The organism is Variovorax jilinensis (assembly GCF_030316885.1).
Lineage (GTDB): Bacteria > Pseudomonadota > Gammaproteobacteria > Burkholderiales > Burkholderiaceae_C > Variovorax > Variovorax jilinensis.
On record NZ_JASZYQ010000005.1, the window covers coordinates 384,953 to 406,072 of the forward strand.

Annotated in this window: 21 protein-coding genes; 13 read left to right on the forward strand and 8 right to left on the reverse strand. The window is 69.7% G+C overall.

The window, feature by feature from the left end; all coding sequences use genetic code 11:
- Positions 1-5 precede the first annotated feature (5 nt).
- The 7 genes from flhF to flhD form a co-directional block, all read right to left on the reverse strand.
- Positions 6-1,499, reverse strand: a complete 1,494-nt coding sequence (flhF, locus tag QTH87_RS20085) for a flagellar biosynthesis GTPase FlhF (protein WP_286611765.1) — start codon at positions 1,497-1,499, stop codon at positions 6-8.
- Entirely contained in the window at positions 1,496-3,568 is a 2,073-nt protein-coding gene (flhA, locus tag QTH87_RS20090; RefSeq protein ID WP_444812817.1) for a flagellar biosynthesis protein FlhA, read from the reverse strand. The genes flhF and flhA overlap by 4 nt, the downstream gene beginning before the upstream one ends.
- The gene (locus QTH87_RS20095; protein ID WP_286611766.1) at positions 3,565-4,722 is read right to left on the reverse strand and encodes an EscU/YscU/HrcU family type III secretion system export apparatus switch protein; all 1,158 of its coding nucleotides are present in this window, start codon (positions 4,720-4,722) and stop codon (positions 3,565-3,567) included. Before QTH87_RS20095 ends, flhA begins: the two co-directional genes overlap by 4 nt.
- A gap of 77 nt (positions 4,723-4,799) precedes the next feature.
- A complete protein-coding gene (gene motB, locus QTH87_RS20100; protein WP_286611767.1) occupies positions 4,800-5,783 on the reverse strand; it encodes a flagellar motor protein MotB in 984 nt (327 codons plus the stop codon).
- 27 nt (positions 5,784-5,810) lie between these two features.
- On the reverse strand, positions 5,811-6,668 hold the full coding sequence (gene motA / locus QTH87_RS20105) for a flagellar motor stator protein MotA (RefSeq protein ID WP_286611769.1): 858 nt from the start codon (positions 6,666-6,668) through the stop codon (positions 5,811-5,813).
- A 223-nt stretch (positions 6,669-6,891) separates the two neighbouring features.
- A complete protein-coding gene (gene flhC, locus QTH87_RS20110) occupies positions 6,892-7,431 on the reverse strand; it encodes a flagellar transcriptional regulator FlhC (protein ID WP_286611770.1) in 540 nt (179 codons plus the stop codon).
- An 18-nt stretch (positions 7,432-7,449) separates the two neighbouring features.
- Positions 7,450-7,788: a flagellar transcriptional regulator FlhD gene (gene flhD / locus QTH87_RS20115; protein WP_286611772.1), complete on the reverse strand. Its 339-nt coding sequence runs from the start codon at positions 7,786-7,788 to the stop codon at positions 7,450-7,452.
- Positions 7,789-8,305: 517 nt separating this feature from the next.
- On the opposite strand from flhD, the gene QTH87_RS20120 reads away from it, so the two are divergent.
- The 4 genes from QTH87_RS20120 (at position 8,306) to QTH87_RS20135 (ending at position 11,830) form a co-directional block, all read left to right on the forward strand.
- Positions 8,306-9,457, forward strand: a complete 1,152-nt coding sequence (locus tag QTH87_RS20120) for a flagellin (protein WP_286611773.1) — start codon at positions 8,306-8,308, stop codon at positions 9,455-9,457.
- 112 nt (positions 9,458-9,569) lie between these two features.
- Positions 9,570-11,015, forward strand: coding sequence for a flagellar filament capping protein FliD (gene fliD, locus QTH87_RS20125; RefSeq protein ID WP_286611774.1), 1,446 nt, complete (start codon positions 9,570-9,572; stop codon positions 11,013-11,015).
- Between the two features lie 82 nt (positions 11,016-11,097).
- The gene (gene fliS, locus QTH87_RS20130) at positions 11,098-11,511 is read left to right on the forward strand and encodes a flagellar export chaperone FliS (RefSeq protein ID WP_286611775.1); all 414 of its coding nucleotides are present in this window, start codon (positions 11,098-11,100) and stop codon (positions 11,509-11,511) included.
- A 19-nt stretch (positions 11,512-11,530) separates the two neighbouring features.
- Entirely contained in the window at positions 11,531-11,830 is a 300-nt protein-coding gene (locus tag QTH87_RS20135; protein ID WP_286611776.1) for a flagellar protein FliT, read from the forward strand.
- Positions 11,831-11,863: 33 nt separating this feature from the next.
- Here the strand turns inward: QTH87_RS20135 and fliE are convergent, their stop codons facing one another.
- Positions 11,864-12,178 carry a flagellar hook-basal body complex protein FliE gene (fliE, locus tag QTH87_RS20140; protein ID WP_286611777.1) on the reverse strand — a complete coding sequence of 105 codons (315 nt, stop codon included), beginning with the start codon at positions 12,176-12,178 and terminating at the stop codon, positions 11,864-11,866.
- Positions 12,179-12,329: 151 nt separating this feature from the next.
- Between fliE and fliF the strand changes: the two genes are divergently transcribed.
- The 9 genes from fliF (at position 12,330) to fliN (ending at position 21,119) form a co-directional block, all read left to right on the forward strand.
- The gene (gene fliF, locus QTH87_RS20145; RefSeq protein WP_286611778.1) at positions 12,330-14,057 is read left to right on the forward strand and encodes a flagellar basal-body MS-ring/collar protein FliF; all 1,728 of its coding nucleotides are present in this window, start codon (positions 12,330-12,332) and stop codon (positions 14,055-14,057) included.
- 11 nt (positions 14,058-14,068) lie between these two features.
- Complete coding sequence (fliG, locus tag QTH87_RS20150) at positions 14,069-15,064, forward strand: flagellar motor switch protein FliG (protein WP_286611779.1); 996 nt, start codon at positions 14,069-14,071, stop codon at positions 15,062-15,064.
- A 4-nt stretch (positions 15,065-15,068) separates the two neighbouring features.
- Positions 15,069-15,761 (forward strand): FliH/SctL family protein, encoded by a 693-nt coding sequence (locus tag QTH87_RS20155; RefSeq protein ID WP_286611780.1) that lies wholly within the window; start codon positions 15,069-15,071, stop codon positions 15,759-15,761.
- On the forward strand, positions 15,751-17,154 hold the full coding sequence (gene fliI / locus QTH87_RS20160; protein ID WP_286611781.1) for a flagellar protein export ATPase FliI: 1,404 nt from the start codon (positions 15,751-15,753) through the stop codon (positions 17,152-17,154). The genes QTH87_RS20155 and fliI overlap by 11 nt, the downstream gene beginning before the upstream one ends.
- Before the next feature lie 64 nt (positions 17,155-17,218).
- A complete protein-coding gene (locus QTH87_RS20165) occupies positions 17,219-17,677 on the forward strand; it encodes a flagellar export protein FliJ (protein WP_286611782.1) in 459 nt (152 codons plus the stop codon).
- Complete coding sequence (locus tag QTH87_RS20170) at positions 17,677-19,023, forward strand: flagellar hook-length control protein FliK (protein ID WP_286611783.1); 1,347 nt, start codon at positions 17,677-17,679, stop codon at positions 19,021-19,023. Before QTH87_RS20165 ends, QTH87_RS20170 begins: the two co-directional genes overlap by 1 nt.
- Before the next feature lie 148 nt (positions 19,024-19,171).
- Entirely contained in the window at positions 19,172-19,759 is a 588-nt protein-coding gene (locus QTH87_RS20175) for a flagellar basal body-associated FliL family protein (RefSeq protein ID WP_286611784.1), read from the forward strand.
- A gap of 21 nt (positions 19,760-19,780) precedes the next feature.
- Positions 19,781-20,758, forward strand: a complete 978-nt coding sequence (gene fliM, locus QTH87_RS20180) for a flagellar motor switch protein FliM (protein WP_286611786.1) — start codon at positions 19,781-19,783, stop codon at positions 20,756-20,758.
- On the forward strand, positions 20,748-21,119 hold the full coding sequence (fliN, locus tag QTH87_RS20185; protein WP_286611787.1) for a flagellar motor switch protein FliN: 372 nt from the start codon (positions 20,748-20,750) through the stop codon (positions 21,117-21,119). Before fliM ends, fliN begins: the two co-directional genes overlap by 11 nt.
- The last annotated feature ends 1 nt before the right edge of the window (position 21,120 follow it).

A 21,120-nucleotide genomic window follows, 5' to 3' on the forward strand; every position in this document is an offset into this window, starting at 1 on the left:
ATCGCTCAGGCGGCGGCGCACTCGTCCGCGGTGAAATAGCAGGGCAGGTCGGCCGAGCGTGGGTCGAAGGCCGAGCGGCGCGTGGCCTGCATGGAGGCCCGAACCAGCGAGCGCGCGTCGCCTGCGCGCCAGTCCTCGGCGACGCGCTGGCCGTTGCTCACGCCGCGCACCGCGAACTGATGGCGCATCAGCACGTCGAGTACCGGGCCCAGCTTGGCCGCTTCGTCCACCTTCGAGACGATCGCCTGGCGCGTCTCGCCGAGCTTGAAGGCGATCGCCGCGTCCTCGAGCGTGTCGCCGTGGGCGCCGGCATTCAGCACCAGCACGCGCTTGATGCCGGGCAGGTCGAGCAGGCCCAGCAGTTCGGGGCGCTTCGGGTCGTGCGGCGCGACGCCGGGGGTGTCGATGATCACGAGCTTCTTCTTGGCCAGCAGTTGCAGCAGGTCCTGCAGCGCGGCGCGGTCGGGTGCCAGGTGTGCCACCACGCCAAGGCTGCGGCCCAGCGCGCGCAGTTGTTCGGGCGCACCCGCGCGCTGCGTGTCGAGCGTGATGAGTCCGACCGCACCCGGGCCGTGCAGGCGGGCGCCGAGGCCGGCCAGCTTCGCCGCGCTGGTGGTCTTGCCGACGCCGGTGGCGCCGATCAGCGCGAAGGCACCGCCTTCCTCGGGGATCGAGGTCACGGGCGACGAGCCGCCGAGCCGGCCCTCCAGGTCCGCAAGCAGCCGGCGCACCGCCTCGACGGGCTCCAGGCCCTGCGGCATGGTCTCCAGCACCGAGCGCGCGAGTCCGGGCGAATAGCCGGCCCGCACCAGCTTCAGCATGAAGTTCGACTGGATCGGGTCCTGGCGGGCCTGGCCGAGCCATGCAAGGGCGGAGAAGCGCTCGTCCATCAGGCGCCTCATCGCGCGCATCTCGGACAGCACGTCGGGCGCCGCGGGCGACAGCTCGAGCGGCATGGTCTCGGTAGGCACCTCGTCGGGATCGGGCAGCTGCCAGCGGTCCTGCGAAGACGATGACGGATGCGGCGTGCGCGCCGGTGCGGCAGCGGCAGGCATCGGGGCCGGCGCCGGTGCAGGCGTGGCGAGCACCACGGGTGGGGACGCCGGCTCGGCCTGGAGCGCAACCGCGCTCGCCACCGGCTGGGCGGCCTCGTGCTGGCGCCGCAGCATGCGTTCGCGCACGTAGTCCTGGAACGACAGCGTGCTCATCGCGAGCTGCTCGGTGTCGGCCTGCACGCCGGCGTCGATTCCGGGCACGTCGGCCGGCGCGTCGACTTCGGGCTGCGCGGCAGGGCGGGCCTGCGCGGCAGCCACGCGAGCCGTCGTGCGGGACTGCGCTTCCTCATCGAGCCGCGCGAGCGAGGCTTCGGTGGCGGCCACGACCTCGACGCCTTCGGCGACCTGGCGGTTCGACAGGATGAGCGTGGCATCGCCGAAGGCGGCCCGGGCCTTGGCAAGTGCCTCGCGCGAGGTGGGAGCCAGGAATCGTTGAATGTTCATGCGGATGCACCTCGGAGGATCGGGCCGATGCGGATGGTGTGGGTTTCGGGAATCTCGCTGTGGCCCAGCACCTGCAGGCGAGGCGCCACGCGGCGCACCAGGCGCGAGATGGAACTGCGGATGGCGTCGGGCACCAGCAGGCAGGCCGGAACGCCTTGCTCTTCCTGCTTCTGGGCGACCTCGGCCGCAGTGCGCGTGAAGAGCTCGGCCACGCCGGGGTCCAGCGCCGGCGCCTGCGCGTTGGCCAGCGCCTGCACCAGCAGCCGCTCGAAGCCGGGCTCGATCGCGATCACGTCGAGCTCGCGCGTCGGGCCGTAGATCTGCTGGACGATCGCGGGCGAGAGCGCGACGCGCACGCGCCGCGCGAGCTCGGCGGCATCGGTGGTCTGCCCGGCCTGTTCGGCCAGCGTCTCGACGATGGTCCGGATGTCGCGGATATGCACGGATTCCTCGAGCAGCAGCTGCAGCACCTTCTGGAAGGTGGACAGCGGCACCAGCTTGGGCACGACTTCCTCGATCAGCTTGGGCGCCAGCTTGCTCACGTGTTCGACCAGTTGTTGGGTTTCGGTACGGCTCAGCAGTCGGGCTGCCTGAACCTGCATCAAGTGTGAAAGATGGGTGGCCATCACGGTCGGCGAATCAACGACCGTAAAGCCGGCCAATTGCGCGGACTCCTTCTGCCGCTCCTCGATCCAGTGGGCCGGCAGGCCGAAGGCCGGGTCGGTGGTCGGCGTGCCGATCAGCGGCGTCGAGATGCCGCCCGGATTGATCGCGAGGTACATGCCCGGAAAGGCCTCGCCCTCGGCCACCATCACGCCGCGCAAGGTGACGCGGTAGCCGCTGGGCTTGAGCTCGAGGTTGTCGCGCACGTGCACCGGCGGCGGCAGGAAGCCGACCTCCTGTGCGAACTTGCGGCGCACGCCCTTGATACGCACCAGCAGGTCGCCCTGCCGGTTCTTGTCGACCAGCGCGATGAGGCGGAAGCCGAGCTCCAGGCCCAGCAGGTCCACCGGCTGCAGGTCGTCCCAGCTGGCTTCGGCGTCGGCAGCGGGCGGCGGCGGCGGTGCGTCGACGGCCGGCTTCGGCCGGCGCGCGATGGCCCAGGCGCCATAGCCGAGCAGCCCCGCCATCACCAGGAACACCAGGTTCGGCATGCCGGGAATGACGCCGAGAAGTCCGAGGATGGCGGCCGTGAGCCCGAGCACCCGCGGCGAGGCGAAGAGCTGCTGCACGATCTGGCGGCCGACGTCCTCTTCCTTGCCCACGCGCGAGATCACCATCGCGGCGGCGACCGAGATGAGCAGGCCCGGGATCTGCGCCACCAGCGCGTCGCCCACCGCGAGCAGCACATAGGTGTCGGCGGCCTTGCCGACCGGCAGGCCGTGCTGCAGCACGCCGATCGTGAAGCCGCCGATGATGCTGATGACCAGGATCAGGATGCCGGCGATGGCGTCGCCACGCACGAACTTCGAGGCGCCGTCCATGGCACCGAAGAAGTTGGCTTCTTCGGCCACTTCGGCGCGGCGGCGGCGGGCTTCCTTCTCGTCGATGGTGCCGGCGTTGAGGTCGGCGTCGACCGCCATCTGCTTGCCGGGCATCGCGTCGAGCGTGAAGCGGGCCGAGACTTCCGCGATGCGCTCGGCGCCCTTGGTCACCACCACGAAGTTGATCACCACCAGGATCGCGAACACGATCAGGCCGACCGCGAAGTTGCCGCCGATCAGGAAGTGGCCGAAGGACTCGATCACGGCGCCCGCGGCACCGGGCCCCGTGTGGCCCTCGAGCAGCACCACCCGGGTCGAGGCCACGTTGAGCGACAGCCGCATCAGCGTGGTCAGCAGCAGCACCGCCGGAAACGCGGCGAAGTCCAGCGGCCGCACCATGTAGGCGGCGACCATCATCACCATCAGCGCGACAGCGATGTTGAGGGTGAAGAAGGCGTCCAGCAGCCAGGGCGGAATCGGCAGCACCATGAGGCCGAGGATCGCCACCACCAGCAGCGGCGCCGCGGCGCGCTGGAACATCGCGCCCTGGGCCCCGAGCCATTGCTTCACCTGATCGAAGTTCATTCGGCGCCTGCCTCGTTCGTCTTCCTGTTCAGCGGATCGAGTTCCGGCGGCACGAAGGGCTCGGGCACGGTCAGCGGCATCGGGACCTCGCCGCGCAGCGCGCTCTTGAGGCGATAGACATAGGCCAGCACCTGCGCGACGGCGGTGTAGAGGCTGGCGGGGATCGGCTGGTCGAGTTCGGCATGGGCATACAGCGCGCGCGCCAGCATCGGCGACTGCACCACGGGAATGGCGTGCGAGGTGGCGATGTCGCGGATCTTCATGGCCAGCAGGTCGGCACCCTTGGAGATAACCTGCGGCGCGTTCATGGTGGCCTCGTCGTAGCGCATCGCGACCGCGAAGTGGGTCGGGTTCATGAGGATGAAGTCGGCGCGCGGCACCGCCGTGATGCTGCTGCGCTGCGCCATCTCGCGCGCGCTGCGGCGCTGGTGGCCCTTCATCTGCGGATTGCCGTCGGCTTCCTTGTGCTCCTGCTGCACCTCCTGGTGCGACATCCGCAGCTTGGCGCGATGGAAGTGGTTCTGCAGCGGCACGTCGATCAGTGCCGCCGCCAGCACCACGAGCATCACCAGGCTCATCCCCGAAACCAGCCAGTCCCCGAGCGCGGCCAGGCCTGCAGGCGACTGCTGCATCGCCAGCTGCGCGATGGTGACCAGCGATCCCGCGGCGAACATGTAGCCGACGATGCCGAGCAGCGCGGACAGCAGCACCAGCTTGCCGACGTTGACCAGCTGCTGCTTGGAGACCAGGTTGCCGATGCCCGAGAGCGGATTGAGCCGGGCCAGGTCCGGCGTGATCGACTTGAGGCTGGCGACCCAGCCGCCCGTGGCCACCGTGGTGGAGATGGCGGCGGCCACCACGATGGCGGCGAAGGCGACGCAGGCCACGAGGCCCAGCAGTCCCAGGACGGTCAGGCGCTGCAGCATGTCGCCGGGCTGGGCGATGCTGGCGGCGTTGAAGTGCAGCGCCTGCGCGAGCGCGCTTCGCATCTGCTCGAAGCCGGTCGGTGCCAGCAGCAGCAGCGCGACCGCGCCGGTGCCGAGCACGGCCAGGTGGGGCAGGTCCTTCGAGCGTGCGACCTGGCCGTCCCGGCGCGCCTGGTCGAGCTTGCGCTGGGTGGCGGGAAGTTTCTTGTCCTGACTGCTGGATTCCATGGCGAGGCGTTGGGTCTTGCGCTCATTGTCCGGAGCGCATCGGCCTCAGAAGCACCGAACAGCGGCAGCTGTTGCCGTCAATTCGCGGCCGTGGCCTGCGCGCCGGCAGCAACCGCGCCCGTCTGGCCGCGTGCGACCTGCTGCTTGATCGCCTCGACCACGTCGGGGCCGTCGATGCGCGGCGTGCCGAGCAGCCTCGATTCGGCCTCGTGCGTCAGCACCGTGATGCTGATGCGGCGATTCACCGGCGCCAGGGCGTTGCCCTTGTCGAGCAGGTCGCTGGCCGCGAGGCCGACCACGCGGACCAGCTTGTCGTCGGGCATGCCCGCTGCGACGAGCTCTCGGCGCGAGGCATTCGCGCGGTCGGCCGAGAGCTCCCAGTTGCCGTAGCCGCGGTCGCCGTTGCCGTAGGGCGTGGCGTCGGTGTGGCCGGCCAGGCTGACGCGGTTCTCGATGCCGTTCAGTGCGCTGCCGATCTCGTGCAGGATGTCGCGCATCGAGGGTTTCACGAGCGCGCTGCCGGTGTCGAACATCGGTCGGTTCTGCGCGTCGACGATCTGGATCTCGAGCCCGTCGACCGTGACCTGCAGCCGGATCTGCGAGCGGAAGTCGCGCAGCTTGGGGTTGCCGGCGATCAGCGCCTCCATCTTCTCGCGCAGCGCGCTCATGCGGCGGGCATCCTGCCTGGCCTGGTCGCGCTTGGGGTCCTCGATCTGCAGCGGCGCGCTCTCGCGGCCCTTGCTGGCTTCGCTGCGGCGCACTTCGCCGACCGTGCGCGTGAGGTCCTTGCCGCCCCCGGTGACGATGCTCGAGCTGGCACCGGCGCCCGAGCCGCCGGCCATCTCGACCTTGAGCGGCGACTGGAAGTAGGAGGCGATGCCCTGCAGGTCGCCCTTGGCGGTCGAGCCCAGCAGCCACATCAGCAGGAAGAAGGCCATCATGGCCGTCACGAAGTCGGCGTAGGCGATCTTCCAGGCGCCGCCATGGTGGGCGTGCTTGGTCTTCTTCACCCGCTTGACAATGATCGGTTGGAGCTTCTTGGTGCCGGGGCTGGTGGCCATGTCGGAATTCCTGGTTCGGCGCGCGGCCTACTTCTTCTTCACGTAGGTTTCGAGCTCGCCGAAGCTGGGCCGATCGGTGGAGAACAGCACCTTGCGGCCGAACTCGATGGCGGTGGCGGGGTTGTAGCCCTGCATGCTCGCCAGCAGCGTGGTCTTGATGCACTGCAGCTCCTTGGTGCCGTCCTCGGCCTTCTGCTCGAGCAGGCCGCCGAAGGGCTCGACGATGCAGTAGGCCATGAGGATGCCCAGGAAGGTGCCGACCAGCGCCGAGCCGATCATCCCGCCCAGCACCGCGGGCGGCTGGCCGACCGAGCCCATGGTGTTGACCACGCCGAGCACGGCGGCCACGATGCCGAAGGCCGGCAGGCCGCCGGCAAGCCGTGCGATCGCCGCGACCGGTGCATGGCCTTCCTCGTGGTGGGTATCGATCTCGCTGTCCATCAGCGCCTCGATCTCGTGTGCGTTGAGGTTGCCGGACACCATCATCCGCAGGTAGTCGGTGGTGAACTCGACCACGTGGTGGTCGCGCCCCACGGTCGCGTACTTCTGGAAGATGGCCGAATCCTGCGGCGCCTCGACGTCCTTCTCGATCGACATCAGGCCGTCCTTGCGCGCCTTCTGCAGGATGTCGTAGAGCATCGCCATCAGCTCGAGGTAGCGCGCCTTGGTGTACTTCGAGCCCTTGAAGGCCGTCGGCACCGCGCGCATCGTGGCCTTCAGCACCTTGGGCTGGTTGTTGACCACGAAGGCGCCGAGGGCGCCGCCGCAGATGACCATCATCTCGATCGGCAACGCATGCAGCACCACCTGGATGTTGCCGCCGTGGATGATGTAGCCGCCGAAGATGCAGCCCAGTGCAACGAGGTAACCGATGATGACGAACATGGGCGGGCGGTGATCCGTTCAGGTGGCGGAGGAAGGCGGCTCTGGCGGCGACGTGCCGCGCATGCAGCGATTGGGCCCGCGATGCGATGCGGCCGGTGCAGCAAAAAGGGCCCGAACAGGGCCCCTTTTCGGGTCTTAGGCGCCGCCGCCGCCGGCGTCCGTCGATCAGGGCCGGTTGGACCGCCCTTTTCGAGTCATCGGCCGCGGCTCGCGGTCGCAGAATTCACTGCAGATGAATCCCACCCGCCGCCGCTCCCTTGCCTGCCCGCGCCGGCGGTTCGCACAGACCGCAGACGAAGTGCTTCGCGTTCTCGTAGGGCTCGGTCACGAAGTGGCCGCCGCAGCGCGAGCAGGGGGTCATGTCGAGCATCTTGTTTTCCATGAAGCGCACCAGGCGCCATGCCCGCGTGATCGACAGCTGGGGGTCGATCCCGCAGGACTCGATCTGCTCGCTGTAGAGCTGGTAGGCCTTGATCAGCACGTCGACCGGCTCCAGCTCGCTGGTCTTGGCCAGGTAGGTATGGATGTTCTGGAACAGCGACGCGTGGATGTTGGGCTGCCAGGTGAGGAACCAGTCGGTGGAGAAAGGCAGCTGGCCCTTGGAGGGCGACTTGCCCGCCACTTCCTTGTAGAGCCGCAGCAGGCGCTCGTAGGAGAGTTCGGTCTCGCTCTCGAGCACCTGCAGGCGGGCGCCCAGGTGGATGAGGCTGACGGCGCGGCCGATCTGGCGCGAATCGCCCAGCACGCTCTTGGAAGTCGCCATGGCTCTTTCTCCGCGTGTTCAGGGGGCGATCGTCTCGGCCGCGTAGCGGCCCGCCATCACGATGCCTGCGTGCAGCCGCGTCGTGGCGTCGTTGGCCGTGCGGTTGCCGAGGTTGTGGTGCGTCAGGAGGTTCCAGACCATGTCGTCGTCGGCGCGGAAGCGGCACAGCAGCATGCTGCCCGAGGCGATCTTCATGATCTGAGCCGGCGAGAGCGCCGCGATCAGGTCGGCCGATTCTTCCGGCAGGCCGAGGCGGAACAGCGCCTGGGCCTTGTCGGCCCGGATCAGGCTCTGCGCCAGCATCAGGTAGGTGAGGTTGGCTTCACGGATCTCGGCAAGGATCTGCTCGCTGGTCATCTGTTTACTTTCGAGGGACAAGTCCCGGGTGGGTTGAAGGTTTCTGCGTCGACTTGAGAAAACTTTAACCTGTAAACAAATGTCACTAATCTGGCTATTTATCTGTGCGTTTTCATTGAATTGGACGGTCAAAACAGCGGCAAATTTGACTGAACTAATACGGAATTCGGACATCGCGCATCTCGCACTGAATACGAAACGATTCGATTTCCTCCAAATCAGCGTTTAAGCCACGTAACCGTCCATTTTTTAAAAATGTTTCTAAAAGTTGGTATTAGTTGGCACTCCGCACAAACCCGTGGTCATTCCCCCACACGCATTCGGAGGCCCGCGCGATGTTCTTCGGCATGGCGCAGGACATCTTGAGGGTGCAGACGAAAAAATATAGGGCTCAAGCCGCGGCCGGCTCGAACCGAAAACCAACCCAACGGGTCACGAATGCGATCCGCCAGGCAGCCAGCCTCTTTGCTGGCATGACATTGGCAGAGATGCCGTTAAACAGTTAAAGGAGCTTTCCATGGCCTCGATCATCAATACCAACATCAGCTCGCTCACCGCTCAGCGCAACCTCGGCGCCAGCCAGAGCTCGCTGGCCACTTCCATGCAGCGCCTGTCTTCCGGCCTGCGCATCAACAGCGCGAAGGACGACGCCGCCGGCCTGGCGATCGCCAACCGCATGACCTCGCAGATCCGGGGCATGGACCAGGCGGTGCGCAACGCCAACGACGGCATCTCGCTGGCGCAGACGGCAGAAGGCTCGCTCGGCGAAGTGGCCAACAACCTGCAGCGCATCCGCGAACTCGCCGTGCAATCGTCCAACGCCACCAACTCCGCCTCGGACCGCACCGCCCTCAACGCCGAAGTCAACCAGCTGGTCTCGGAAATCGACCGCGTCTCCAAGCAGTCCGACTTCAACGGCACCAAGCTGCTCGACGGCTCGTTCAGCAGCCAGCTGTTCCAGGTCGGCGCCAACGCGGGCCAGACCATCGCCGTCAACAAGATCGCCAACACCACGGCCGGCGCCCTGGGCAACGTCAAGTTCGCTGCCGCCACGACCGGCACCATCGCCGCCGGCCCCGCCGCGACGGCCAGCAACGTCAGCGGCGTGACCATCAACGGCGTGGCGATCGACACGGTGGCCATCGCTGTCGGTGACACCGGTGCCGTCACCGGCAAGGCCATGGCCGCCGCGGTGAACGCGAAGATGAGCGAGACCGGCGTCTATGCCACGGCCGACGCCACCACCGGCGCCGTGACCCTGACCACCATCAAGGCCAACCAGGACCTGACGGTCGTCGGCGGCGCCACGGGCGGCCTGTCGACCACGGCCTCCACCTTCGCGGCCGCGGGCTCCAGCTTCGCCAAGGACCTCGACATCACGACCGTGGCCGGCGCGCAGAAGGCGCTGGAGATCGTGGACGCGGCCCTGACCCAGGTCAGCAGCACGCGTGCCGACCTCGGTGCGATCCAGAACCGCTTCACCTCGGTCGTGACCAACCTGCAGACCAACTCGGAGAACACGTCGGCTTCGCGCTCGCGGATCCAGGACGCCGACTTCGCGGCCGAAACGGCCAACCTGTCGCGTTCGCAGATCCTGCAGCAGGCCGGCACGGCGATGGTGGCGCAGGCCAACCAGCTGCCGCAGACGGTGCTGAGCCTGTTGCGCTGAGCAAGGGCGAGGCGATCCCTGTGTGCGACGGCGAGGGCGCCGCGCACGACCACAGCGGCTGACGGCCATTCCGTCCGCCGCTTTTCGGCCATTCGGCGAAGGAGCATTCGACATGACGACCATTTCAGCGGCAGGCATCGGCAGCGGGCTCGATGTCGACGACATCGTCACCAAGCTCATGGCGGTCGAGCAACGTCCGCTCACCACGCTGCAGACGCAGGCCACGGCGCTGGACAGCAAGATATCGGCCTTCGGCACCATCACCTCGCAGCTCGCCTCGCTGAGCGACGCCGTGACCAAGCTGGCGGCGGCCGCCACCTGGGACGCCAAGTCGGTCAGCTCGTCGAACCCCACGGCGGCTTCGGCCACCGTGACCGGCAGCGCCGCCGCCAGCTCGTTCAGCCTCGAGGTCTCGCAGCTCGCGCGCGCGCAGTCGGTGGCCTCGAGCGCGGTCGCGGCCGGCAGCGGCTTCGGTGCCGGCACGCTGACGATCCAGACCGGCAGCTGGGCCGGCGCGTCGCCTGCCTTAACGGCCGGCAGTGCGGCCGCGGTGTCGGTGACGGTGGAGGAGGGCGACAGCCTCTCGACCATCGCCGGCAAGATCAATTCGGCCGGCGCCGGCGTCACGGCGACGATCCTCAAGGACCTGTCGGGCGAACGGCTGCTGCTGCGCTCGTCCGGCACCGGCGAGGCGGCTGGCTTTCGCGTGCAGGCCGCAGACGACTCGGCCGCGACCGGCCGGAGCCTGGCGGCGCTTTCCTTCGACGACCCCGCCGCCGGCACCGGCATGGCGGCCAATCCCGTGCAGTACGGGCTCAATGCCAAGGCCACGCTCAATGGCGTGGCCATCAGCTCGGCCGGCAACGTGCTGGCCGATACGGTGCCGGGCCTGACGCTGACGCTGTCCCAGGTCACCACCGCCCCGGTGGAGATCTCGGTCGCCACCGACACCGGCTCGCAGACCGCCGCGGTGAACGCCTTCGTCAAGGCCTACAACGCGATGAACGAGATGCTCAACGCGGCCACCCGATACGACAGCACGACCAAGACCGGGGCCCTGCTGCAAGGCGACGCCACCACGACCGGCCTGCAGACCGCGATGCGCAGCCTGGTGGGCGCGCTGTCCGGTGGCAGCGGGGCGCTGCAGCGGCTGTCGGACCTCGGCATCTCGATCGCGAAGGCCGGGGCCGGCAACCTGGAGGTGGATGCGACCCGGCTCGCCACCGCGCTCAAGGATCCGGCAGCGGTCGGCCGGTTCTTCAATGCCGCCGCGCCGGCGGACGGCAGCGCCTCGGCCGCCACGGGCTTCGCGACGCGGATGTCGGCCTTCCTGCAGGGGGCGATCGGGAGCGGCGGGATGCTGGCGGCCAAGACCGCTTCGCTCACGAGCCAGAAGACGGCCAACGGCAAGTCGCAGGACCGCCTGAGCGACCGGCTGACGCTGGTCGAGGCCAGCATGCGAAAGCAATACACGGCGCTCGACACCCGGATGAGCTCGCTTACCGCGTTGAACACCTACATCACGCAGCAGATCGCGCAGTGGAACAAAGATTCCTGATGCGCCTTCATTTCTCCGGCCGGCTGCCGATAACTGGAGGGTGAAACAATTGCTCGCCTCCACCGGGCGGAAAGGAAATCCGATGTACACCCCACCCAGTCTTCGTGCAGCCTCGGCCTACAAGTCGATCGGTGTCCAGTCCAGTGTCGACGTGGCAGATCCGCACGGCCTGATCGGGCTCCTGTTCGGCGGCCTGCTGCAGGCGGTGGGCATGGCCCGCATCGCGCTCGAGCGTGGCGACGTCCCGCTGAAGGGCGCGCAGATCATGCGGGCGGTGCGCTTCCTCGACGAAGGGCTCAAGGGCGGACTGGATTTCGAACGCGGCGGCGAACTGGCGCAGCGCCTGGGTTCGCTCTACGATTACTGCGTAGAGCGCCTCACGCTCGCCAACCTGCGCAACGACGCCGACCTGCTGGTCGAGGTCGCCGATCTGATCGGTCCGCTCGCACAGGCCTGGGATGGCATCGGTCGCTCGCGTCCGGGCCAGCCCGCTTGAGGAAGAGGAGGGGGTTCGCATGCACGAGAGACTGATGGACTACTACAAGGCGATCGAGGCCTCCAGCCGCCAGATGCTGGAAGCTGCGCGCGCCGAGGAATGGGACGAGGTGGTCCGCTGCGAGGGCGCCTGCGCGGTGCTGATCGAGCGCCTGCGCTTCCTCTCCAAGTCGCAGGAGCTGCCGAAGGGGCAACGCGCCGAGAAGTCGCTGATCATGCAGCGCATCCTGCGCAACGATGCCGAGATCCGGGTGCTGGCCGAGCCGTGGCTCAGCACCTTCGCAGAGATGTTCGACACCAGGCTGCAGCTCATCCACTAGGGCCCGGCAGCGGGCCGGATCGAAACGGCCGCCTCACACCTGCATGTTCATGATGTCGGTGTAGGCCTGCACCATGCGGTTGCGCACGTTGAGCGCCGCGGTGAAGCCGATCTGCGCCTTCTGCAGCGCGACCATGGTCTGCTCCAGGCTCACGTTGGGGTTCTCGAGCTGCACCTCGCGCTGCAGCGAAGCCGACTCGCCCTGGCTGGCGCTGACGGCCTTGAGCGCACCCGACAGCGCGCCGGCAAAGCCGGCGTCCTGAGCGCCTCCGGCCGGGGCGGCGGCGCGCGCCAGGCTCGCCGGCCGGGCGGCGATCGGTGTCGTGACGGAATTGAGGCGCAGGTCCATGGCGCTGATGCTAGGGCGACCCGCCTTCGGGCAGCGCGGGGAATTGAGCGGGAAAGGCGCACCTTATCGGGCTTATGCGCGGACCCCCTGGCTCGAATAATCGCTCGGTGCAAAGAGCCGTCCGGCTTGCTGCCGCACCCATCTACCGCCCATGTCCGCTGTTGCCGAATCCTCCGTTCCCATCGCCGCCGCCGCGCCCTGGTCCGGCCGCCTCTCGGGCCTGGCGCCCCGCCAGCGGATGCGCCTGGGCGTGGGAGTGGTGCTGATGATCGCGCTGGTCGTCGGCGCGGTCCTGATCGGCCGTCAGCCCGACTGGCGCGTGCTGTACGCCAGCCTGGGCGACAAGGACGGTGGCGCGATCATCGCCCAGCTCGCGCAGATGAACGTGCCCTACAAGTACTCCGAGGGTGGCGGCGCGGTCATGGTGCCGGCCGATCGCGTCTACGACCTGCGCCTGCGGCTGGCATCGCAGGGCCTGCCCAAGGGGGCCGTCAGCGGCTACGAGCTGATGGAGAACAACCGCTTCGGCATGACGCAGTTCCAGGAGAAGCTGACCTTCCAGCGCGGACTCGAAGGCGAGCTCACGCGATCGATCCAGGCCATCGGCGCGGTGCAGGGTGCCCGGGTGCACCTGGCGCTGCCGAACCAGAACGGCTTCTTCCGCGAGCAGCAGAAGCCGACCGCATCGGTGCTGCTCACCATGCACCCGGGGCGGTCCCTGGAACGCAACCAGATCGCAGGCATCGTCCACCTGGTCGCCTCGAGCGTGCCCGAGCTGAGCCCGTCGGCCGTGAGCGTCGTCGACGACAACGGCAAGCTGCTCTCGTCCTCGGGCGGCGACGGCAGCAGCAACGGCGTCGACGCCGTGCAGCTGCAGTACGTCCAGCAGATCGAGCAGCAATACATGCGCCGCATCCTCGACATCCTCGAGCCGGTCGTCGGCCGCCAGAACGTCAAGGCGCAGGTCACTGCCGACGTCGACTTCTCGCAGACCGAGGCCACCTCTGAGGAGCACCGCCCGAACCTCGCGCAGGACGCCAGCGCGGTGCGAAGCCAGCAGACCGTGGAGAGCGTCGGTGCCGTCGCTGCCGCAGCGCCTTCGGGCGTGCCGGGCGCCACCTCGAACCAGCCGCCCGGACCCTCGTCGGCGCCGGTCAACGGCGCCGCCCCGTCGCTGTCACCAGCCGGCGCCGCGCCGGGTGCTGCGGCCGCCGCGGCCGCGGCCGCCAAGCCGCCGACCAAGCGCGAGTCCACCATCAACTACGAGGTCGACAAGACCGTGAAGACCGTGCGCCACGCGAGCGGCCAGATCCGGCGCCTGAGTGCGGCCGTGGTGCTCAACTACCAGAGCGTCGCCGACGCACAGGGCAAGCCGGGTCCGTCGACGCCGCTGTCGGCCCAGCAGATCGAGCAGATGACGGCGCTGGTGCGCGACACCATCGGCTTCAACAAGGAGCGCGGCGATTCGGTCAACCTCATGAACGCGCAATTCCTGAGCGACCGCACGGAGGCGGCCGAGCTGCCGATCTGGAAGAACCCGCAGACGCTCGACATGGCGCGCACCTTTGCCTGGCCGGTGGGCCTGGTGCTGATCGGCGTGATCGTGCTGTTCGGCCTGGTGCGGCCCGGCATGAAGGCGCTCGTGACCCTGCAGCCGCCGCCCCAGCTGCCGAATGCGCAGGGCGGCCAGCTCAGCGCGCTGGTGGCCGAGGCCCCGGAACGCCCGCCGATCGCCGCGCCCGCGCTGCCGCAGCCCGCCGAGGCCGAGCAGGCGCGGCTGGAAGGCGCGCGCCAGATGGCCCGCGCGAACCCGGTCGCGGTCGCCGGCATCGTGAAGAACTGGGTGCACGGCGACGACGCCGCGGCCGCCGGCGCCTGAGGGTCGCAGCCATGGACGAACAGGGCCTGAACGATGCCGCGATCCTGCTGATGTCGCTGGGTGAGCAGGAGGCCGGCGACGTGCTGCGCCACCTCTCGCCGAGCGAGGTGCAGAAGATCGGCGAAGCCATCTCGAAGACGCGTGCCGTCTCGCGCGAGCGGCTGGGCGCGGTGGCCGACCGCTTCGTCAGCGCGACCGCGGGCCAGAGCCTGTTCGCGGCCGACACCAGCGAATACGTGCGCGCGGTGATGCAGCGGGCGCTTGGCGACGAGAAGGCCTCGATCCTGATGGACCGCATCGTCCAGAAGGGCGACCTGACCGGCATCGAGAACCTCAAGTGGATGGATGCGCCCTCGGTCGCGGAGCTGTTGCGCCTGGAGCATCCGCAGATCGTGGCGGCGATCCTCGTTCACCTCGAGGTCGAGCATGCCTCGGCGGTGCTCGTGAAGCTGCCCGAGCAGCAGCGCGCCGAGGTGCTGCTGCGCGTGGCCACCCTCGAGGGCATCCAGCCGGCGGCGCTCGAGGACCTGAACCAGGTGATGTTCCGGGTCCTCGCGGGCGGCGCCAAGGTGCTCAAGCCCTCGCGCGGCGGCGCGCGCACGGCCGCCGGCATGATCAACCTGCTCGGCACCGGCGTCGACACGCAGGTGATCGACGCCATTCGCAGCCACGATCCGGACCTGGCGTCGGAGATCGCGGAACTGATGTTCGTCTTCGACGACGTCATGAAGCTCGACGACAAGTCGATCCAGCTGCTGCTCAAGGAGACCGCATCCGAGACGCTGATCATCGCGCTCAAGGGCGCGGCGCCTGCGCTGCGCGACAAGTTCCTGTCGAACATGTCCTCGCGTGCGGCCGAGGCGCTGCGCGAGGATCTCGAATCGCGCGGCCCGATGCGCCTGGTGGAGGTCGAGGCGCAGCAGAAGGAAATCCTGCGCTCGCTGCGCCGCCTGGCCGACGAAGGCCAGGTGGTGCTCGGCGGCGGCGCCGGCGGCGGCATGGTCTAGCGCGATGCAGGAACTGCGCACAACCCGAGGCACCTGGCAGCAGGCCCTGATCGCGAGCGAGGACATCTCGCATGTCGCGCGCTGGCAGTTCGGCTCGGTCGGTCCGGACACGGGCGAGCCCGAGGCCGGCATCTCCGATCCGCAGGCCCTACGCGAGGCGCATGCGGCGGGCCATGCGGAAGGCTTCGCGGCCGGCCGTGCCCAGGCGCTGGCCGAAGCCCAGGCCGAGTTCGCCGCCTTCCGCGCCCACGAAGGGCTCGAGATCGCGGGCCGACTGGACGCCTTGCTGCGCGCCGCCGAGGCAGGCCTCGCCGAGGCGCAGCAGGAGATCGCGCGCGGCACGCTCGAGATCGCCTGTGCGCTGGCGCGCCAGGTGTTGCGGCGCGAACTGGCGATCGATCCGAAGGCGCTCGAGCCGGTGGTGCACGAGGCGTTGTCGCTGCTGCTGGCCGACGGCCGCAGCGCCACCGTGCGGCTGGCGCCGGCCGATTTCGATGTGCTCGACGAGGCCCTGCGTGCGCGATTCGCGGGGCAATCGGTGTCGGTGGTGGCCGATGCGGCCGTGAACCCCGGCGATTGCCTGGTCGAGTCGGCCGGTGCGGTCGTCGACGGCAGCGTGGCCACGCGCTGGACGCGGGCGGTCGCCGGGCTCGGCCTCGCGCTGCCGTGGAACGAGGAGCATCGCGATGTCCGATGAGCAGCAGCAGGCCTGGCAGCGGTTCATGGCGCAGGCGCAGGCACGCGCCGCGCACGATCCGGGCCTGGCGCAGCGCGGCACGCTGACGCGGCTGGCCGGCCTGGTGCTCGAGGCCACCGGCCTGCGCGTGCCCGTCGGTTCGCAATGCCTGGTGCGCATGGGCAGCGAGCCTGCGGTGCTGGCCGAGGTGGTCGGCTTCGCCGACCAGCGCGCCTTCCTGATGCCGGCCGGCGACGTGCATGGCCTGTCGAGTGGCGCCAGCGTGATGCCGGCACCGCCGTACGTGCCGATACCGCGACTGGGCGTCGTCGAGGGTGCGCCCTCGGCGCGCGGCGGCATGCTCCGCCTGCCGCTCGGCCTGGGCCTGCTGGGCCGCGTGGTCGATCCGCAGGGCACGCCGCTGGACCACCAGGGCCCGCTCACGATGGTCGATGCGCTGCCGCTCGACCGCCAGCCGATCAATGCGATGGACCGGGCCCCGGTGCGCGAGCCGCTGGACACCGGCGTGCGCGCGATCAATGCATTGCTGACCGTCGGGCGCGGCCAGCGCATCGGCCTGTTCGCGGGCTCCGGCGTGGGCAAGAGCGTGCTGCTCGGCATGATGGCGCGCTACACCGAGGCCGACGTGATCGTGGTCGGGCTGATCGGCGAGCGCGGCCGCGAGGTCAAGGAGTTCATCGAGGACATCCTCGGCGAGCAGGGCAGGGCGCGCTCGGTGGTGGTGGCGGCGCCTGCCGACGCACCTCCCCTGCTGCGCATGCAGGGCGCGGCCTATGCCACCGCGGTGGCCGAATACTTCCGCGACCGCGGGCAGCACGTGCTGCTGCTGATGGACTCGCTCACCCGCTACGCGATGGCGCAGCGCGAGATCGCGCTGGCGATCGGCGAGCCGCCGGCCACCAAGGGCTACCCGCCTTCGTGCTTCGCCAAGCTGCCGCAGCTGGTGGAGCGCAGCGGCAACGGGCTGGACGGCGTGGGCTCGATCACCGCGTTCTACACCGTGCTGTCCGAAGGCGACGACCAGCAGGACCCGATCGCCGATGCGGCGCGCGCCATCCTGGACGGCCACATCGTGCTGTCGCGCGCGCTGGCCGAGGAAGCGCACTTCCCCGCCATCGATGTCGAGCAGTCGGCTTCGCGCGTGATGCACAACGTGGCCCCGCGCGCCCACACCGAAACCGCACGCCGCTTTCGCGCGGTCTATGCCCGCTATCGGCAGAGCCGCGACCTGGTCCGGCTCGGCGCCTACGCCGCCGGCAGCGATCCCGCCCTGGACGAGGCGATCCGCCTGCAGCCCGCGATGACCGCCTTCCTGCAGCAGGACATGCACGAAGGCGCCTCGCTGGCGGCGAGCGTGGACGCGATGGCCGGCACGCTGGGCGGCCATCCGTGAGCGCGCAGGCCCATCCGCGCGCCCCGCACGCCGCCTTCTCCGAACACCGACCGGGAGCCTTTCCATGCCGAGCCTGACCCCGCTGCAGACCGCCATCTCGCTTGCCACCCGTGAACGCGATGCCGCCGCCCAGCGGCTGGCGGTCGCACGCCAGGGCTGGCTGGCGGCGCAGGTGCAGCTCGACCAGCTTCAGAGCTACGCGGGCGAGACCGAAGCCCGCTGGCGGCTGCAGGCGTTGCGCTGCACGCCCGAAATCATGGGCCACCACTACCAGTTCATGCAGCGCCTGAGCCATGCGATCGGCCTGCAGACGGGCGTGGTGGCACAGCAGGCCGGTGCGGTGGCATTGCTGGCCGATCGGCTGCGCGTGGCCGACACGCGGCGCGAGGGGCTGCTGCAGGTCCATGCCCGGCGCGAGGCGGAGCAGCGCCGGGCGCTCGACCGGCGCGAACAGAAGGGCTCCGACGAACAGGCCGCCCTCCAATACCGCCGGCTGGCCGCCGGATCGATCGGAGGCGCCTGATGCCGATCGAACTGGCACGCGGCAACGAGGTGGCAGCGACGGCTTCGAAGGCTCCGATCGACGGCTCGGCCTCGGCCGGTCCCGAGGATCGCGCCGCTGGCAGCAGCTTCGGTGCCGTGCTGGCGTCGATCGACGCGGCGCCGCCCGCAGCCGGGACGGGTCCCGCGATGGCGGGCAGCGACGCCAATGGCCGCAGCGACGCCGCGACTGCGGCCGGCAAGCCGGATGCCGCTGCAACTGCGGACGCCGGTGCGACCGGTGCCGATTCCGACGTGGCGCTCGAGGACGAAGCGCAGGCGCGCCGCGATCGCGACCGCGCCAGCGCGCAACGGGGTGCCGGCGAGAGCGCGGAGGCCTCGACGCTGCTGCTGGCGCAGAGCACGCTGACTGTGGTGGCCGTCGATGCCGCCGGCGTGGAGCGAGCCGCGCCCACCGTGTCGGCGCCGGCCGATGCGGCCCGGCGTTCCGTGACGGGTGATGCGCGAGCCGTCGGAATCGGCGCCACGCCGGTCGGCGCCGCGGCGATGGGCGCGAACGACGGCGTCAAGGCGGTCGCGGGGCGACAGGACCTGGCGCCCTCGAATCCGCGGGCCATGGTGGCGGCCGATACCGACGCGGCCACGCCCGCGGGTCCACGCGGACCGCAGGCGGCCGCTTCTGCGGCTGCAGCGGCCGCATCGGCAGCCGCAGCCGACAGCGCCGCCGCGGTTGCGACCGCGGGGCGCGCGCCATCGCCGGTCGCCGACGCGGCACAGGCTGCCTCGACCGCCATGACGACCGCGAGCGGAGCGCTCGCTGCCGAGGGCGGTACCGCCTGGCGCCGCGTGGCGCCCGCCGACGAATCGCCGGCATCGCCGCACGGCGCCATTTCCGCAGCGGATGCCGGTCCCGCGCCGCTGGTGGCGCCGCCCGAAGCCGCTGCGGCATCGGCAGGCGGCGGTGGCGCCGGTCTCGCCGAGCGCATGGTCGAGCAGGTCAGCTGGTGGATGGCACATCGGTCCCAGGGTGCCGAGCTCAGCATCGACTTGCCGGGCGGTGCACCGGTCACGGTGAGCGTGCAGGTGCAGGACAACCAGGCCCAGATCGCGTTCCGCAGCGACCACCCGGAGGCGCGCCAGTGGCTCAACGACGCCATGCCGCAGCTCAAGGAGATGCTGGGCAACCAGGGCCTGATGCTGTCGGGCGCTTCGGTCGGTGCCGGCGGCCAGTCCGGGCACGAAGCGGCGCGCCAGGCGCAGCGGTTCGCGGCGGCGCCGGAGGGCCAGGGCCCGGCCCGGGACGAGCCGCCGGTCGTCGCCGTGCGGCCGCGAACGCTGTCGCAGCGGGCGCTCGACCTCTACGTCTAGGCTTACCGTGCAAGCGTCCATAAAGGACGGTTTTCCTGCCGTTTATCTCGGCTTGGCAGCGGAGTCCCGGATCGAATAATCGGTGCCATGCAGAGGCCTTGGGCCGAGGCGCCGAGGCCCGCTCTGCCACCGAACCGAAGGAAAATCCGTGTCCGCCCCTGCCGTCACCGCCGCTGCCCCGGCCTCCGATGCGCCCAAGAAGAAGGGCAAGTCCCTCCTGATCGTCACGCTCGCCGCTGTCGTGCTGCTCGGAGGCGGCGCCGGCGGCGCCTGGTTCGTGCTCAACAAGCGCAGTCACGCGGCGGCCGACGAGGAGTCCGCTGCGGCACCCGCGCATGCAGAGGCGCCGACCTACCTGGCGCTCGAGAACATGGTGGTCAACCTGGCCGATCCCGGCGGCGAGCGCTTTGCCCAGATCGGCATCACGCTCGACCTCGAGAACGAGGGCGCTGCGGGCCGCATCAAGACCGTCCTGCCGACCATCCGCAACGGCGTGCTGCTGCTGGTCTCGCAGCGCACCTCCGAGGAACTGTTCAAGCGTGACGGCAAGGAAAAGCTGGCTGCCGACATCGCGCGCGAAGTCTCGCGCACGCTGGGCCACGAGGACGAGGCCCCGGTGCGCAAGCTGGCCGCCGCGGGCGACGACGACGAGGCACCGGCCAGGCCGAGGAAGAAGCGCAAGGCCGAGGCCAGCCCGGTGAAGGGCGTGCTCTTCTCGAGCTTCATCGTCCAGTAGCGGCCGGCGCGGAACCATCCCATGGAAGACATCCCCGAGAGCGTCACCGCTGGCGCGATGCCCGACGAGGCGGTCGAGCGCATGGCTGAAGCCATGGTGCGCGATCACGACCTGGCTTCGCAGGAGCGCCTGGTGCGCCGGCCGATGCCCACGCTCGAGCTCGTCAACGAGCGCCTGCAGCGCCACATGGACAGCGGCCTGTTCCAGTTCGCGCGCCGCACCCCCGAGATCACGATCGAGCCGATCGCGGTGCAGCGCTACAGCGAATTCCTCGCCACGCTGCCGACCCCCGTGTCGTTCAACGTGGTCGCCATGCGGCCCTTGCGCGGCAGCGGCCTGGTGGTGTGCGATGCGACGCTGGTGTCGGCGCTGGTCGATGCGCTCTATGGCGGCGCCGGCACCCTGCAGGCGACGATCGAGGGGCGCGATTTCTCGCCGACCGAGCAGCGCGTGATCCAGCGGCTGCTCGCCCTGCTGTGCACTGAATACGCCAAGGCCTGGAAGGGCATCTATCCGCTCGAACTCGAGTTCCAGCGCTCGGAATCGCACGCGCGCTTCGTCAACATCGCGGCTCCGGCCGAGCTCGTGATCGCGACCACGCTGAACATCGCCTTCGGCGAACTGCGCGGCGCGCTGCGCATCTGCATGCCCTGGGCCGTGCTCGATCCGGTGCGCGACATGCTCTACGGCGCCCAGCAGGCCGATGCCCTGGCCGAGGACCGGCGCTGGGTGACCCAGCTCACGCGCGAGATCCAGGCCGCCGAGATCACGCTCACGGCCGAACTGGCACGGCCCGAACTCAGCGTGGGCGAACTGCTCGCGATGAAGCCGGGCGATTTCATTCCGCTCGAACGGGCGTCGCGGATCGTCGCCGCGGTCGACGGCACCCCTGTTTTCGCCTGCCACTACGGCACTCACAACACGCGCTACGCGCTGCGCATCGACGAATGCCTGCGCAGCGACAGCGCGCACTGGATCGGAGGCTCCCATGTCCACTGAACAACAGACCGCTTCGCAGGCGCCCGGCGCCGACTGGGCCGAGGCGCTCGAAGCCCGCGCCGACACCTCGGCGCCGCAGGCAGCCAACGCATCGCTCAACGACATCCAGCGCGTGCTCGACATTCCGGTGCAGCTCTCGGTCGAGCTCGGCCGCAAGAAGGTGCCGATCAAGCAGGTGCTGCAGCTCGCCCAGGGTTCCATCGTCGAGCTCGATGCCCTGGCGGGCGAGCCGATGGACGTGCTGGTCAACGGCTACCTGGTCGCCCAGGGCGAGGTGGTGGTCGTCAACAACCGCTTCGGCATCCGCCTGACCGACGTCGTGACGCCGTCCGAGCGGCTGCGGCGCATCCACCGCGCCTGAG